Raw genomic sequence first — 14056 nt, forward strand, 5'->3', positions numbered from 1 at the left:
TGCGCCGCGCGCACGCGATAGAAAGCGATATGAAGCGGTCTTGCATCGCCCTGGCGGCTTTCGTGATGTCCCTCTCCGCGTCCGCGATCGCGCAGCCGGTGAAGGTGTTCGTCCTCGCGGGCCAGTCGAACATGGTCGGCTACGGCGTGGGCCGCCAGCTCCCGACCGAGCTCAAGAGCCAGCCTGATGTGTGGTACGACCACTACAACCCGGACGCGCGCGAGGGAGGGCAGTACGCCGAGGCGACGAGCACCGACTGGGGCCCGCTCGAGCCGAAGGGCGACCCCCTCCGCTACGGGCCCGAGATCACGTTCGGCCGCGCGATGGCGGCGGCGTACCCGGAGCACCGGATCGCGATCGTGAAGATGGCGCAGGGGGGCACCAACATCGTCGACCACTGGGGGCGCGGCCTCGCGCCGGATCCCGAGGCGCTCTACAAATCCCAGCTCTACCACGCGCTGCTCGGCAACTTGGACTCCGCGACGTACCAGGGCGCCGGCGCCCTCCGTTACCCCGAGGAGGTGACGCGGCTCGACGGCGCCCTGGCGCGGCTCGAGTCGGAGGGGCAAGCGTACGAGATCGCCGCGCTCGTCTGGATGCAAGGCGAGAACGAGGCGGGGTGGACGGCCGCGTTCTCCTACGGCGACACGCTGCGCGGCTTCATCGCGGCGATCCGCGAGGATCTCGGCGTCCCCGGGCTCCCGGTCGTGCTCGGCCGGATCAGCGACAACCTCTACCCCGCGAACGGCGGGCCCATCGCCGTCGGCAAGGAGGCGAACATCGACGCGGTGCGCGCGGCGCAGGTGACCGTGGCCGAGGAGGATCCGCGGGTCGCATGGGTCGACACGGACGACCTCACCCCGCGGCCCGACGACGCGTGGCACTTCGACTCCGCCGCGTACCAGCACCTCGGCGAGCGCTTCGCCGACGCGTACCTCGCGCTGGTCCGCGAGGAGGGCTCGTCGAGCGCGTCGTCGGCGAGCAGCGCCGCGGGCGCTGGCGCAGGGGGAGGGGGCGCCACGGCCGGATCGAGCGGGAGCACGGCGTCGGCGAGCAGCGCCGCGAGCGCTGGCGCAGGGGGCGCCACGGCCGGATCGAGCGGGAGCACGGCGTCGGCGAGCAGCGCCGCGAGCGCTGGCGCAGGGGGAGGGGGCGCCACGGCCGGATCGAGCGGGAGCACGGCGGCGACGAGCAGCACCGGGACCGCGGCCAGCTCGGGCGGGTTCGTGCCCACGGTCGACGGCTGCGGCTGCCGGACGGCCGCCGGCCAGGGCTCCGGGGCGGCGGCTGCGCTCGCGCTGCTGGCGCTCGCGGGCCTGCGCCGGCGCCGTTCGCGCGGGCGCGAGCCAGGCTGAGCGCCGAGCGACGCCTCCTCGGAGAGCGGAGAGAGGGAGAGAGGGAGAGCGGCCACGCCGGCTGCTCCCCGCTAGAGGAGGGGTGGAGCAGCCGCGCCGCGCTTCGTGGGAGAGGCCTCGTTGTCGCGTCTCACGGCGACGTGGAGGTCATCGCTTCAGGGGAGCCGCAGGGGTCCGTCGTCGCGTCGCACGGACCCGCCTGCGAGCCCCCGTCGCCGGATCATTCCTCCGGCGCCGGCGGGAGGCAGCCATCCACCGTGCACACATAGCCGGGGCGGCAGTCGTCCGACGTCGCGCAATCGCTGCTGCAGGTGCCGTCCGATGCGCAGATCCCGCCGCCATCGCAGGCGGTCTCGTCGTCACAGTAGCCCCAGCAGTAGCCGCCAGGCCAGCCGAACGCTTCCGTCATGCAGTAGCCGCCGGCGCACTCGCTGTCCGCGGTGCAAGGGGCACCGTCGGCGCCCGTGCCGGACGGCTCCGGGAGGCAGCCATTCACCGTGCACTCATAACCCTCGCGGCAGTCGTCCGACGTCTCGCAAGGGCCGTTGCAGGTGCCGTCCGGTGCGCAAACCCCGCCGCCGGCGCAGGGGGTCTCCTCGTCACAGTAGCCCCAGCAGTAACCGCCAGGCCAGTAGATCTCCGGGACGCAATGGCCGCCAGCGCAGTCGGCGGCCATGGTGCACGCGTCACCGTCGGCGCCTTCGCCGACCGGCGGGCTGCAGTAACCCACGTCCGCAATGCAGGTAGCGCCGTCGACCGTGCACTGATCGTTGCTGGTGCAGGCCGGCGTGCAGAACCCGCTCCTGCATGCATAGGCGTCGCGGCAGTCGCCGTCCGTGGCGCACTCGACGGCGCAGTAGCCTGTGACGGCGCAGATGCCACCGTCGCAGTCGTCGTCCGAGGCGCAGGCGCCCGTGCAGTAGCCGCCCGGATAGCCGTCCTCGAGCTCGGTCATGCAGACATAGCCGCCGCACTCGCCCCGAGCCGTGCAAGCGCTGCCGTCCGGAAGGTAGCAGCCGCCCGACAGCTCGTGGCACGAGCCCACCTCCGAGCACTGCGCGTCGCTGGTGCAGCCCATCCAGCAGGCCCCGCCGTCGCACGTATAGCCGTCGCGGCAGTCCGCCGACGTCTCGCACGCGGCTGTGCAGATGCCGAAGTCCGGCTCCAACAGGTAGCAGGCGCCGCCGCCACAGTCGTCGTCCGACAGGCATTCGTCGGTACAGAGGCCAGAAGGAAAGCCAGTATCGGTCTCTGTGAAGCAGTAGCCGCTGGCGCACATCGCATCGGTGGTGCAGGCAACGCCGTTGTCGCCGAGCTCGCCGCCGCCGCCGGTGGTGACCGAGGTGGTGGAGGTGACGCTGCCACCGCCGTCGCCGCCGCCGGTGGTGACCGAGGTGGTGGAGGTGACGCTGCCGCCGCCGTCGCCGCCGCCGGTGGTGACCGAGGTGGTGGAGGTGACGCTGCCGCCGCCGTCGCCGCCAGCGCCCGTGGTGGACGCAGCCGAGGTCGAGGTGGCGCTGCCGCCGCCAGCGCCCGTGGTGGACGAGGCCGAGGTCGAGGTGGCGCCGCCGCCGCCGCCGCCATCGCCGCCGCCAGCGCCCGTGGTGGACGCAGCCGAGGTCGAGGTGGCGCCGCCACCGTCACCGCCGCCTGCACCACCGCCGCCGGCATCGCCGCCGCCGGTATTGCTGCCGCCCGCACCGCCGGCGCCGCCCGTGTTGGCGCCGCCCGTGCCGCCGCCGCCCGTGTCGCTGCCGCCGTTACCGCCGCCGCCGGTCTCGTCGCCGCCGGCTCCCGTCGTGCTGCTGGACGTGGTGGCGCCTTCGCCTCCCGTACCCCCGCCGCCCCCGGTCCCGATGACCACCGTCGACTCGTCATCGCCGCACGCCGTCGTCGTCATCAGGCCTAGAACGAAGAGACACACCAAAGATCGCATCTTCATCCGCTGCTCTCCAGCCGGTAGGGGTCCATTGACGCGGTGCCGGCCGTCGGAGGCGAGGCGCCGCAGCGCGATGTGCGCGCACGCATCTTCTGTCGAAACGGCGCGGATGCCAACGCTTGTTTACGCCTTCTCGGCGCTTTTGGGCGGAGAGCACCCACGCACTCCGCATCCTACCTCGTCCGCGCTCTTCCTCGTCATGGGCCATCGACGCAAGGAGCAGCTTTCCGACGGGTGATCGCGCGCGATTGTCGCGTCCGCTCCACGCTTCCGGAGCACGCATTGGCGATCGCGACGCCCTCTTCTCCACCCGTCCGGCGAGCCCTCCTTGCCACGCGCGTTTCCCTTCTCCTCGCCTCCTCACCGCCTTGCCGAGCGCGAGCGTACCTCCTGATTTCCGTGAGGTTTCGTCGTCCGCTCCTCATCTCCTCGCCGAGCGAGAGCGCACCTCTCGGTCGCCAGGAGGCTTCGGCCGTTCCGCCCCCATCGCTCAGAGCGCTGCGGCGGCCACTGCCAAGCCCGCCTCCCTCGGGTAGGCATCCCTATCGATGGATTGAGCAAGCCTCTTCTCATCGCCTGGCTCGCGCCGCGTTGCGCACGCCGAACGCCGCTCCGCGGGCGCTGCGCCGCGCACTGCCGCACCGAGCCGCACCGACGCGGATGCTCCGTTGCCCAGCGCCCAGCCCGGCGTCCCGCCCTTCGCGGCCGCGGGCCGAGCGTCGCCTCGATGATTGACCGGTCACCGTCGGAGCTGGTATAGGTAGCCGTTTTCTTCGAACTGAATTTTACAGTTACAGCCGAAGCGAGAGGCGGTCGAGCGCGGTGTGCGCAACTGAAGGGTGCCCTGGTGCTTGCAGCGCCAGCCAAGTCGTATCGCCCTTGCCGCGTCGCGTCGGCGCCCTGCGCCTCGGCGGACGACCTCTCGTTTCAGCCAGAGGATGAGGAGACCCCATGCGTGTCAGACACGTGATGATCACAGCAGCGATCGCCGGTCTTTTCGCTGCCTGCGCCAGCTCGGGCGGCGACGACGGCAAGCCCGAGCAACCGGTCTACGGGACGGTCTGCGAGGCCCGCTGCGCCTGCGAGGACTGCTCCGGGGACAAAGAGGGCCTGTGCGAGGCGGAGCAGGACGCCATCGCCAAGCGGTCCGAGAAGCGCTGTCAGGACGAGCACACGGCGTACGTCGACTGTGTCCGACTGGAAGGCCGGTGTGTTGACGGTCATCACCTGGCCGAGGTCTGCAACGTCCAAGCGGCGGCCCTCCTCGGCTGTCTCGATCCCACCGGCCACTGCCCCAGCGCGGGTGACGGCATCTGCGACGAGCCGCAGGGCACCGGCAACTGCCCGGCCGGGACCGACCCCGCCGACTGCCTCTCTTTCTGTCCCTTCACCGGCAACGGCACCTGCGACGAGCCCGAGGGCACGGGCCGGTGCCCGGCAGGCACGGACGTCGAAGACTGCAAGCTCCCGCCGTGCGACCGCGTGCAGGATGGCGTCTGCGACGAGCCGGAGCCGGAGGGCACCGGGCTCTGCGCGGAGGGCACCGACGTCGTCGACTGCGCGGCCACGACCTGCTCCGAGACGAACAACGGCGTCTGCGACGAGCCGGAGGGCACCGGACTCTGCGCGGAGGGCACCGACGTCGCCGACTGCGCGACCGCTGAGCCGTGCGTTTACACGAACAACGGCCAGTGCGATGAGCCGGAGGGCACCGGACTCTGCGCGGAGGGCACGGACATCGCCGATTGCAACGCCCCCTCGACCTGCGACGACCTCGACGCGTGCGGGGACAGTACGGGCGGGTGCGTCGCGTGCGCGAACGCGGGGAGCTGCGCGGACGAGCTCGACGCGTGCACCCTCAACGACGACTGCGTCGAGTTCAACAAGTGCATCGTGAGCTGCGAGGACGGGGACAGCGCGTGCATCGTCGACTGCGTGGACAGATATACGGAGGGGGCGAGTGTGTATTCCAACTACGACGCGTGCTTGAACTGCGATGAGTGTTATTACTCGTGCGGCAATGCCAGCGTCTTCGGGTGCTGATCCGTGGCTTATCCCAGCGCTGCGGAGGAGATGAACATGCTTGATCGACGAAACGTTCGTGCGCTCTCGGCCCGCGCCGCGCTCCTGGCGTCCCTGGCCGGCGTCGCCTCGTGCGGGGGCCTCTCCGCCGGCGATTACGTGGTGTATCGCGTCGCCCTCGAGGCACCCGAGAAGGAGCCCGGCTGCTTCCCCAAGGACAGGCCGAGCCTCGCGGAGAAGTACGACGCCACCACGTTCCGGAACGGCCAGACCTTGCTCCTCTATCTCCCGACCGACGACGCCGCGATGCTCGACGCCGGCGAGATCGTGCTGAGGGGCTCCACCGACGACGACCCTTACACCTTCACGGGCGAGTCCGAAGACATCGAGTTCCCCTTCAGCGTCATGGTCCCCGACGCCGATCGTGACGGCATCGCGGACGGCATCGACCCGTTCGTCGACGCCGACAAGGACGGCAAGGACGACACGGACGAGACGAGCGACGACGAGGTCGACACCGACGGCGACAAGCGGGACGACCGCGAGGCGGGCTTGGATGAGTTCGTCGACGCCGACAACGACGGGGACGAGGACAGGTTCGGGAGGATCGTGAGCGACACGAAGGCGATCTCCAAGCTCCGGGTGGACGTCTCCATGACGGTCGACGGATCGACGGTCAGCGGCGTCGTCACGCGGACGACCACGGAGACGTGCGAGGGCGATCTGTGCCCGCCTCACGTCGACGTGCCGTGCGTCGACGTGCAGCGCTTCCGCGGCGTCGAGGTCGACGACGCGGACCTGTCCTTCGGCGTCGGCGCGCAGCCGACCCCCTGAGCCGCGCCCGGGCGGCGCTCCCTGCGCCCCCGTTCTGGTAACATCGCCCGGCTTGCCGGAGCTCCCTCTTTCCCCCGCCGATCTCGACGCGGTGCTCGCGCCGCTCGCCAGCGCCCGGCCGCTGCCCGCGCGCGCCTACTGGGACGAGGACGTGTTCGCCTTCGAGCAGGCCGAGATCTTCGGCCGCTCCTGGCTCTGCGTCGGCCGCGAGGACGAGATCGCCCGCCCCGGGGAATGGCTGCTCGCCCCGCTCACGCCGGCCGGCATCGTCGTGGTCCGCGGCGCCGATCTGGAGATCCGCGCGTTCCACAACGTCTGCCGCCACCGGGCGGCCACGCTGCTCGAGGGCGCGTGCGGCCGGCTCTCGCACCTCGCGTGCCCGTACCACGGCTGGACCTACGAGCTCTCCGGCGCGCTGCGCGCCGCGCCCCACGCGCCGCCGGGCTTCGACCGCGGCGCGCACGGGCTCTTCCCGGCGCGCGCCGGCGCCCTCTTCGGCTTCCTCTTCGTGACGCTCGATCCTGGCGCGCCGCCGCTCGAGGGCGCGATCGGCGAGGCGCCGCCGTGGCTCTCGCGCCCCGAGCTGCGCTCGCTCCGGCGGGGCAGGCGGGTGGAGTACGAGGTCGGCGCGAACTGGAAGCTCTGCGTGGAGAACTTTCAGGAGTCTCACCATTTCCCGCGCGTACACCCCGCGCTGGAGCGGCTGACCCCGTGCGACAACGCCGTGTCCTGGGGCCGGGGTGGCCCGTGGCTCGGCGGGATCATGGACCTCGCGCCCGGCGCCGAGACGGTCTCGACCAGCGCGACGCCCGGCGCGCGGCCGCTCATCGTCCCCGAGGCGGAGCGGCGCCGCGTGCGCGACGCCATGCTCTTTCCGGGCCTGCTCACGAGCCTCCAGCCCGACTACCTGCTCACCTACCGGCTCGCGCCGCGCGCGCCCGACCGGACGCTCGTGATCGCCGACACGTACTTCCACCCTGCGGCGTTCACGCCCGAATTCGAGCCGGGCGACGTGTTCGCCTTCTGGGACGCCGTGAACCGGGAAGATCGCGCGATCTGCGAGCGCCAGCAGCGCGGGATCCGCGCGCCTGGCTACGCCCCGTCGACCTACGCCATGGTGGAAGACGGCGTTCACGCCTTCGACCGCATGGTGGCGCGCAGGTACCTCTCGGCGTTCGGCGCGGGGACGGCATGAGCGCGCTTTGCGGCCTCGGGGGGCCGCCCGTACATCGACCTCTCGTCACTGCGCGACGCAGTTCTTCTCCATCGCTTCCCAGACTGCATCGCCGGTGGCGATGCTACCGGCAGAGGTGGGGTGGATTCCGTCTTGTGTATAGTCGTTGTGCCCGTTCCAGGTCGGACGAAGGTCCAGCCAGTAACACTTCGGCGAGGTGAGCCCGTCGCACAATTCCTTCATCTTCGGTCGGAGCGTGTCGAGGCAGGACTTGAGCGACGCGTACTGGTTTCCGATGGGGTCCGGATAGAAGAAATAGACCACCTTTTCGACGTTGTCCTTCTCCATCGTCTCGAACAACGACTTCGCCGCCGCGAGGGCTGCGTCGCCGTCCCCTCTCAACAAGCAGTCGTTCCCGCCCCCATCCATCAGCACGTACTTGATCATGCCGTTCTCCGCGGCCTTGCGGTACTGGCTGGGGATTTGATCGTTGGCCAGCGTCGTGCCGCTGACAGAGTTGTCGATATAGCGCTCGTTGTCGGCGAGGGAGCCGTTGGCCTTGGCCTGCTTCTCGATCTGCTGCGTGATGCCGTGCGTCGCGGCGATGAACGATTCTCCGATGACCGCGACTTGATTTCCCTTGGTCTGGCCCTTGACGCACTCGTCCGAGCCCCCGCCTGTGTCGCCCGTCTCTCCGCCGCCGGCCGTGCTGCTGGCCTGCCCGGTGCTTGCGCCACTGCTGCTCGACGTGCTCGCGGCTGCTGAGCCTCCGGCGCCGACAGGGCCCGTTCCGCCCGCGCCGACCGTAGCCGTGGCCTCCGCGCCGCTCGTGGCGCCGCTGGTGGAGCCGTCAGGTGTGCCCCCGCCGGTCGAGGGCGTACCGCCGTCATTCGCATCACTACAGGCCCAAAGGCCGATGCTCAGGAGACCGAGGACGCTCAGGTTCGTAGCGACATAGCGACGTATCGACCGCATTTTATTTCTCCAGTGTCCGCTCGGGGCCGCGGTTTCAAGGCTCGAAAGACCTTCGTTGCCTTATGTTGACAATTTATCCATGCATCGCAGCGGCCGCGTTCGCTCCACGGCCTGCGGGGGATGCCAAGCGACGCTCAGCCGGAAAGCACGACTCGAATCATCGTCGTCTGGTACGGCGAGGGTGTACCCGAGCCAGCTGATTCGATGTATGGGCATACTCGCCTATGCCTCGATGCGAGGCGTCACGTCCACGTCGTGGACTGAACAATTCGGACGAGAGTCGAATTCGGTGTTCACTCCAAATTGAGACTGTCCGTGCAAGCGGGGCCGGGGCGGCCTGTGGCTCGGCGGGATCATGGACCTCGCGCCCGGCGGCGAGGCGGCCTCGACCAGCGCGACGCCCGACACCATGGCGGAGGACGGCGTCCACGCGTTTGACGGCATGGTCGCGCGCAGGTACCGCTCGGAGCGAGGACAGCATGAGCAAGCTCTGCGGCCTGTGGGGCCGCCCGTACATCGACCTGTCGCCGCTGATCGACACGGCGTGCTTCCCCGAGCTCGATCGCGAGATCGTGCGCGGCCTCTGCCGCGTCGAGCCCTCGTACACCGGCGGCAGCCTGAAATGGATGGGCGTGGTCGCGCCCTGGGTGCACGACGACGCGTACGTGGACTATGGGCAGGTCATCGGCGGCTTCTCGCGCGACGAGTTCTGCGACTTCATCGCGCTCGGCGACGACCCGTCCGCCTTCGATCCCGACCGGCGGGGCGAGTACACGTTCGGAGACGAGATAGATCACCCGCTCACGCGGGCGCAGACGCTGTACCTGAAGTACCGCTACGGCGTCTATTTCCCGTGGAAGGTCTGCTATCATCTCCTCGAGAACGACCGCTGGGAGGACAAGCACTCCGGCGTTGGCAAAGATTTCTCGGCAGAGGCGAAGGCCGTCTTCCCCCGGACGATCGAGTTCCTCCGCGGGCTGCCGTTCAGCGAGATCGGGCGGTGCGTGATCTTCGGCCTCGAGGCGAACGATCATGCGCCCGCGCACCGGGACACCGAGCCGGGGAGAGCGCTCGGGGTGGCACAGTCGATCTCGTTCGCGCCGCGCGGCGGCAAGCGGTTCTATCTCTGCGACCGGGAAGGGGAGGAGCGCACGGTCGTCCGGGCGCCCATCTACTGGTTCAACGACATGGATTACCACGGGGTCGAGCCGGATCCGTTCTTTCGGTACTCGATCCGGGTGGACGGCGTGTTCAAGCCGGAGTTCGTGAAGCGGCTCCAGCAGCTCTATCGGCGGTAGGCGCTGGCCGCTTTGGATCTGGACAGGTGAATCCGGACGCGTAATGTAGTCTACCGTGCACAAGGGACCCGGGGAGCGCCACACTCTGGACCTCCAGGCGACTCGCGACGCCCTGGGAAAGGGCTCTCGGCCTGGCGAGGGCGAAGCGCGAACCGAGGGCGCGCGGCGGGGCCTTCGTCCGGGCGATGTCGTCGCAGGCCGGTACCGGCTCGAAAGGCTGCTCGGAGAAGGGGGCATGGGCGTCGTCTGGGCCGCGAGCCACGCGCTGACCGGCGCGCGGGTTGCGCTGAAGTTCGTGAAAGGCGTGTCCGGCGCGGTGCGCCTGCGCCTGCTGCGAGAGGCGAGGATCGCGCAAGAGCTCGACCACCCCAACGTGGTCGCCGTGCATGACGTCGAGATCGAGGACGGAGCGCCCGTGATGGTCATGGAGCTCCTGTCCGGCGAGTCGCTCGCCAGCAGAATTGCTCGCGCGCCGAAGATGTCTCTCGCGGAGGTGGCCTCCGTCTTCTTGCAAGTGATCTCGGCCGTCAGCGCGGCGCACGCGCGGGGCGTGATCCACCGCGATCTCAAGCCGGAGAACATCTTCCTCGTCGACGGGTCGAGCCAGCGGGTCAAGGTTCTCGACTTCGGCATCGCGAAGCTGACGGCCTCGAACGGACAGGACGATCGGACACCGGGGCTCACCGACAGCGGGACGACGCTGGGCACGCCTTACTACATGTCGCCGGAACAGATGTTCGGGGATCCGGTCGATCACCGGACCGACATCTGGTCGCTCGGCGTTCTTCTCCACGAGTGCCTGTCGGGTGACCTCCCAACGCGCGCTGACAAGGCCGGCCAGGTGTTCAAGCTCATCGTGACCGGCGGCATTCCCCCGCTGGAGACGGTCGCACCCGACGTGCCTCCGGAGCTGGCGCGCCTTGTGTGCTGCATGCTTTCGACGGCGCGCGACGCCCGGCCCTCCGACCTGAGCGAGGTCCGCCGCGTGCTCGCTGCGCTCGCGCAGCAGGCCGCGGGGCCGAGCTCCGGCGCGCCGGCGTCGCCCGCCGGGCCCGTCAAGGTGCCTGATGGCCGGGCGGCGAACCCCGCCGGGCCCGTCAAGGTGCCTTGTGGCCAGGCGGCGAACGGAGACGAGGTCGACCCCATGGCGCCGACCGAGCGTCCCCACACCCCGGCGCCCCCGGCGGAGCCCCGATCGACCGGGCGACGCACCGGCTTCCGGGTGGCGGCGGCCTGGAAGATCGGCCTCGTCATGGCGCTCGCGGGGGGCAGCGCCGGAGCGCTCGCGCTGCGGGGAGGTCCAGCGCCGGTCGAGGATAGGCCGCCGCCCACCACGAGCAGTCCGCGGGCGCTCTCCCGAGTTGCGGCAGCGCTCGAGGCTGCCAGTGACGCCAACGAAGACGAGGCGGTGGACAACCTGCGACAGGCGATCTCCCTCGACGATACCCTGGCCAAAGCGCACCTCCACCTCGCGATCTATGCGCCGGACCGGGCAGAAGCTCGGACGCACTACGCGCGCGCCGACGCGCTGCGCACTCGGCTCGACCCCCGCGAACGAGCGCTCCTCCAAGCGATGGAGCCCATGTTCGGCCGCGACCCAGAGGATACGGCGCTCTGCGCGGCGCGGCTGAACGCGCTCTCCGCGCAGCGCCGGACGACGGGGAGCTGGCCGCCCTCCTCGCGCGCTATGCGATGCACTGGAATATCTACGCCAGCATCGACGCGGCGAGGCGGGTCACCGAGATCGAGCCCGAGCGCGCCCGGGGATGGGCCGCGCTGGCGCGGTCGTTGCGGCACCTCGGTTCGTACAACGGCGCAGAGGCCGCCGTCGACCAGTGCCTCGCGATCTCACCCCAGGCGGCGAGCTGTTATGAGGTCCTGAGCGAGGTCCACAGCGCGCTCGGCCGCTGCGCCGACGTCGAGCAGGACCTGCAGCTCATGCGCGGGACGACGGGCGCCAGGGGCCATATGATCCAGCGCAAGCTCGCGTCGTCGAGCTATGCACAGGGGCGCTCGCACGACGCGGTGATGGTGCCGCTGCGGCGGGGCTGGATCTCGCTGCCGGATCCGGAGCGGCGCTACGCCTCGCTGCTCGACGAAGCGCAAGTGAACGCGCTCGCGGGCAACTTCTCGCAAGCCGAGGTGCTGCTGCGAAACGCGCGCATGAAGATGAGCGTGGAGACCCGAGCTCACGCCGCCGTCGTCCGCGCGCTCATCGATATCTATCTCGAGACCGATCGCGAGATCGAGGCGGCGCGCATCGCCCAGACGTGTCTCGACGACTACAGCGCCTGCGCCAGCGGCTCGCCGGACTTGCTGCGGGTCCTGCTGCACGCCGGCTTCATCTCCCGGGCCACATTCCGGGAGAAGCAAGCCGAGCACCTGTCGCTGTCGAGCGCGCCGGGGGCCGCTGAGCAAACGCTCTCTGTCCTGCTGAGAGCGCACGCGCGGTGGATCGAGGGCTTCGACGAGGCAGCGGAGGCTGTTCCCGCTCTACCAATCGCCGCGCTGATGGGCGATCAGGTCGATCGAGACGTCCATGCGGACCTCGGCGCGGTCTACTACCTCGCGGGCATGCCCCGCCATGCGATCCCCGCGCTCCACAAGGCGGTCACGACGTGTGATATGCTCGACTCGCCCGTGAGGTACGTCCGCTCGTTCTGGTTCCTCGGTCAGGCCCTTGAGCAGACGCGGGACATCCCTGGCGCGTGTCAGGCCTACGCGAGCGTGATCGAGCGCTGGGGAAACGCGAGCCCGCCGTCGTCGACCGCGGAGCAGGCGCGCGGCAGGTCGAAGGCGCTCGGCTGCGGACCGCTCGAGTGATCGCCCGCCGCGGGGCAACGCTGGACGTCGCGTCCGCGTGGACGGAGAGGTCAGGCGCGACGCGCGCCTGGCGGCGGTATGTGCGCTGGAGATCGTGAGGGGTTCAGAGCTGCTCTATGGCGCGGGCGCTCCGGCGGGTGGGGTACCGGCAGACGCCGGGGCCGAGGCCCCGTTCACCACGAGGTGGATGAACTGCAGCTTCGCCACGGCGGGGCGCGGTAGCACGAACGGGTAGAAGTCGTGCTGGCCCATGCTGCGAGACATCTCGTTGAGCACGGCTGTCAGCTCCACCCATGCGTTCAAGAAGCCGAGGAAGCTCTCGGCCCCTCGGTCGTCCGGCCGCCACAGCGCGTCCGTGCCCCACGGCTCCACGTCGAGCTCCACCTCCTCGGCGTCGATGCCGAAGCTGAGCGCCGTGTCGACGGTGTCGACCATGTGCAGGTAGTGGGCCCAGCTCTCGGCCCAGTCTTCCCATGGGTGCATGCTGGCGTAGGCGCTGACGAAGCGTTGCGGCCAGTCGACCGGCGGCCCCTGCTCGTAGTTGGCCTTCAGCGCGGCGGCGTAGTCCTGCCGTTCGTCGCCGAACAGCTCCCGGAACGGCGCCAGCCATCCGGTGTCGCGCACCAGGCGGTCCCAGTAATAATGGCCGACCTCGTGGCGGAAGTGCCCGAGCAGCGTGCGGTACGGCTCGCGCATCGCGGCGCGGGTGCGCTCGCGCGTGGCGTCGTCCGCCTCCTCGATGTTCAGCGTGATCACGCCGTCGGCGTGGCCGGTCATCACCTTGGGCCCGTCAGGCGGCGAGGCGAGGAAGTCGAAGCAAAGCCCGCGCTCCGGATCCTCACCGATCTTGGACTTCACGGGCAGGTTCAGCGCCAAGAGCTGCGACACGAGCCGTCGCTTGGCCGTCTCGAGCAGGCGCCACAGCGTCTGGTGCTCGACGATGGCGAGGTCTGGAATGGTGCGGTTGAGCCGGCACGCGGCGCAGAGCGCGGGCGTCTCAGCCGTCACCGGGACCAGCCAGTTGCAGCCCGACGCCAGGTCGAAGTTGCCGCAGCGCCTGTAGAGCCGCGGCGGGGCCGCCGTGTCGTCCCAGAGCTGCCAGGTGCCCTCGGTCGGGGCGGCCTTGAGCGGCAGGACCTGAGCGCGCTCGGGCTCGTAGCCGAGCGGCGTCTTGCAGGCCAGGCACTCGCTGTTGCGGAAGAACACCGGCCTTTCGCACTGGCAGCGGTAGGCGCGCGGGGCGGTAGGCTGTTTGGTCCGCTTCCATGCGCTGCGCAGGCGCGCGATCAGACTGTCGAAGCGATTTGTCATGGTGGGTTGAACGATCTCGATGGTGTCGGCCTCTGCTCGTCATCGCAAGATCGCAAGCCATATGCCAAGCCTGCCGCTCGACGCGCGCGATACGGGCGCGGTCCAGCCCGCCGTCGAGCCGTTCGCGAACGTCGCGAACGTCGCGGACGTCGCGGACGTCGCGGACGTCGCGGAGTGCCTCAGTGTGGCAAGAATGCCGGCGGCGAACCAGACCGGGAAGCTCAGCCCTCCAGGACGAACCTGGACGCGTGCGTCGCCCTCGACACCCCGTCGATGTACTACGTGTTCGAGGTGCTGGTGACCTGGATGATCATGCCAGGACGCG

10 protein-coding genes are annotated in these 14056 nt (G+C 70.1%); 7 read left to right on the forward strand and 3 right to left on the reverse strand.

Annotated elements, in window-relative coordinates; translation table 11 throughout:
- The first annotated feature begins 29 nt into the window (after positions 1-29).
- The gene (locus tag WME90_RS17070; RefSeq protein ID WP_437282197.1) at positions 30-1355 is read left to right on the forward strand and encodes a sialate O-acetylesterase; all 1326 of its coding nucleotides are present in this window, start codon (positions 30-32) and stop codon (positions 1353-1355) included.
- Positions 1356-1575: 220 nt separating this feature from the next.
- Here the strand turns inward: WME90_RS17070 and WME90_RS17075 are convergent, their stop codons facing one another.
- The gene (locus WME90_RS17075; RefSeq protein ID WP_437282198.1) at positions 1576-3291 is read right to left on the reverse strand and encodes a hypothetical protein; all 1716 of its coding nucleotides are present in this window, start codon (positions 3289-3291) and stop codon (positions 1576-1578) included.
- 954 nt (positions 3292-4245) lie between these two features.
- Here WME90_RS17075 and WME90_RS17080 point away from each other — a divergent pair.
- The 3 genes from WME90_RS17080 to WME90_RS17090 are packed head-to-tail and all read left to right on the forward strand — an operon-like array spanning position 4246 to position 7345.
- Complete coding sequence (locus WME90_RS17080; RefSeq protein WP_437282199.1) at positions 4246-5337, forward strand: latent transforming growth factor beta-binding protein; 1092 nt, start codon at positions 4246-4248, stop codon at positions 5335-5337.
- 36 nt (positions 5338-5373) lie between these two features.
- A complete protein-coding gene (locus WME90_RS17085; RefSeq protein WP_437282200.1) occupies positions 5374-6150 on the forward strand; it encodes a hypothetical protein in 777 nt (258 codons plus the stop codon).
- 52 nt (positions 6151-6202) lie between these two features.
- Positions 6203-7345, forward strand: coding sequence for an aromatic ring-hydroxylating oxygenase subunit alpha (locus WME90_RS17090; RefSeq protein WP_437282201.1), 1143 nt, complete (start codon positions 6203-6205; stop codon positions 7343-7345).
- 45 nt (positions 7346-7390) lie between these two features.
- Here WME90_RS17090 and WME90_RS17095 read toward each other — a convergent pair whose 3' ends face one another.
- Complete coding sequence (locus WME90_RS17095; protein ID WP_437282202.1) at positions 7391-8299, reverse strand: SGNH/GDSL hydrolase family protein; 909 nt, start codon at positions 8297-8299, stop codon at positions 7391-7393.
- Positions 8300-8778: 479 nt separating this feature from the next.
- On the opposite strand from WME90_RS17095, the gene WME90_RS17100 reads away from it, so the two are divergent.
- The 3 genes from WME90_RS17100 to WME90_RS17110 are packed head-to-tail and all read left to right on the forward strand — an operon-like array spanning position 8779 to position 12420.
- A complete protein-coding gene (locus WME90_RS17100) occupies positions 8779-9597 on the forward strand; it encodes a hypothetical protein (RefSeq protein ID WP_437282203.1) in 819 nt (272 codons plus the stop codon).
- A 55-nt stretch (positions 9598-9652) separates the two neighbouring features.
- The gene (locus WME90_RS17105) at positions 9653-11479 is read left to right on the forward strand and encodes a protein kinase domain-containing protein (protein ID WP_437282204.1); all 1827 of its coding nucleotides are present in this window, start codon (positions 9653-9655) and stop codon (positions 11477-11479) included.
- Entirely contained in the window at positions 11386-12420 is a 1035-nt protein-coding gene (locus tag WME90_RS17110) for a tetratricopeptide repeat protein (protein ID WP_437282205.1), read from the forward strand. The genes WME90_RS17105 and WME90_RS17110 overlap by 94 nt, the downstream gene beginning before the upstream one ends.
- Positions 12421-12534: 114 nt before the next feature.
- On the opposite strand, the gene WME90_RS17115 is transcribed toward WME90_RS17110, so the two are convergent.
- Positions 12535-13731 (reverse strand): zinc-binding metallopeptidase family protein, encoded by a 1197-nt coding sequence (locus WME90_RS17115; RefSeq protein WP_437282206.1) that lies wholly within the window; start codon positions 13729-13731, stop codon positions 12535-12537.
- Positions 13732-14056 lie beyond the last annotated feature (325 nt).

The sequence above is a fragment of the Sorangium sp. So ce375 genome (assembly GCF_051473855.1).
Classification (GTDB): Bacteria; Myxococcota_A; Polyangia; order Polyangiales; family Polyangiaceae; genus Sorangium.

Bases quoted from the DNA above. Each gene is read 5' to 3' on its own strand.
- WME90_RS17070 (WP_437282197.1), top strand. From the start codon at position 30: ATGAAGCGGTCTTGCATCGCCCTGGCGGCTTTCGTGATGTCCCTCTCC.
- WME90_RS17075 (WP_437282198.1), bottom strand. From the start codon at position 3,291: ATGCGATCTTTGGTGTGTCTCTTCGTTCTAGGCCTGATGACGACGACG.
- WME90_RS17080 (WP_437282199.1), top strand. From the start codon at position 4,246: ATGCGTGTCAGACACGTGATGATCACAGCAGCGATCGCCGGTCTTTTC.
- WME90_RS17085 (WP_437282200.1), top strand. From the start codon at position 5,374: ATGCTTGATCGACGAAACGTTCGTGCGCTCTCGGCCCGCGCCGCGCTC.
- WME90_RS17095 (WP_437282202.1), bottom strand. From the start codon at position 8,299: ATGCGGTCGATACGTCGCTATGTCGCTACGAACCTGAGCGTCCTCGGT.
- WME90_RS17100 (WP_437282203.1), top strand. From the start codon at position 8,779: ATGAGCAAGCTCTGCGGCCTGTGGGGCCGCCCGTACATCGACCTGTCG.
- WME90_RS17115 (WP_437282206.1), bottom strand. From the start codon at position 13,731: ATGACAAATCGCTTCGACAGTCTGATCGCGCGCCTGCGCAGCGCATGG.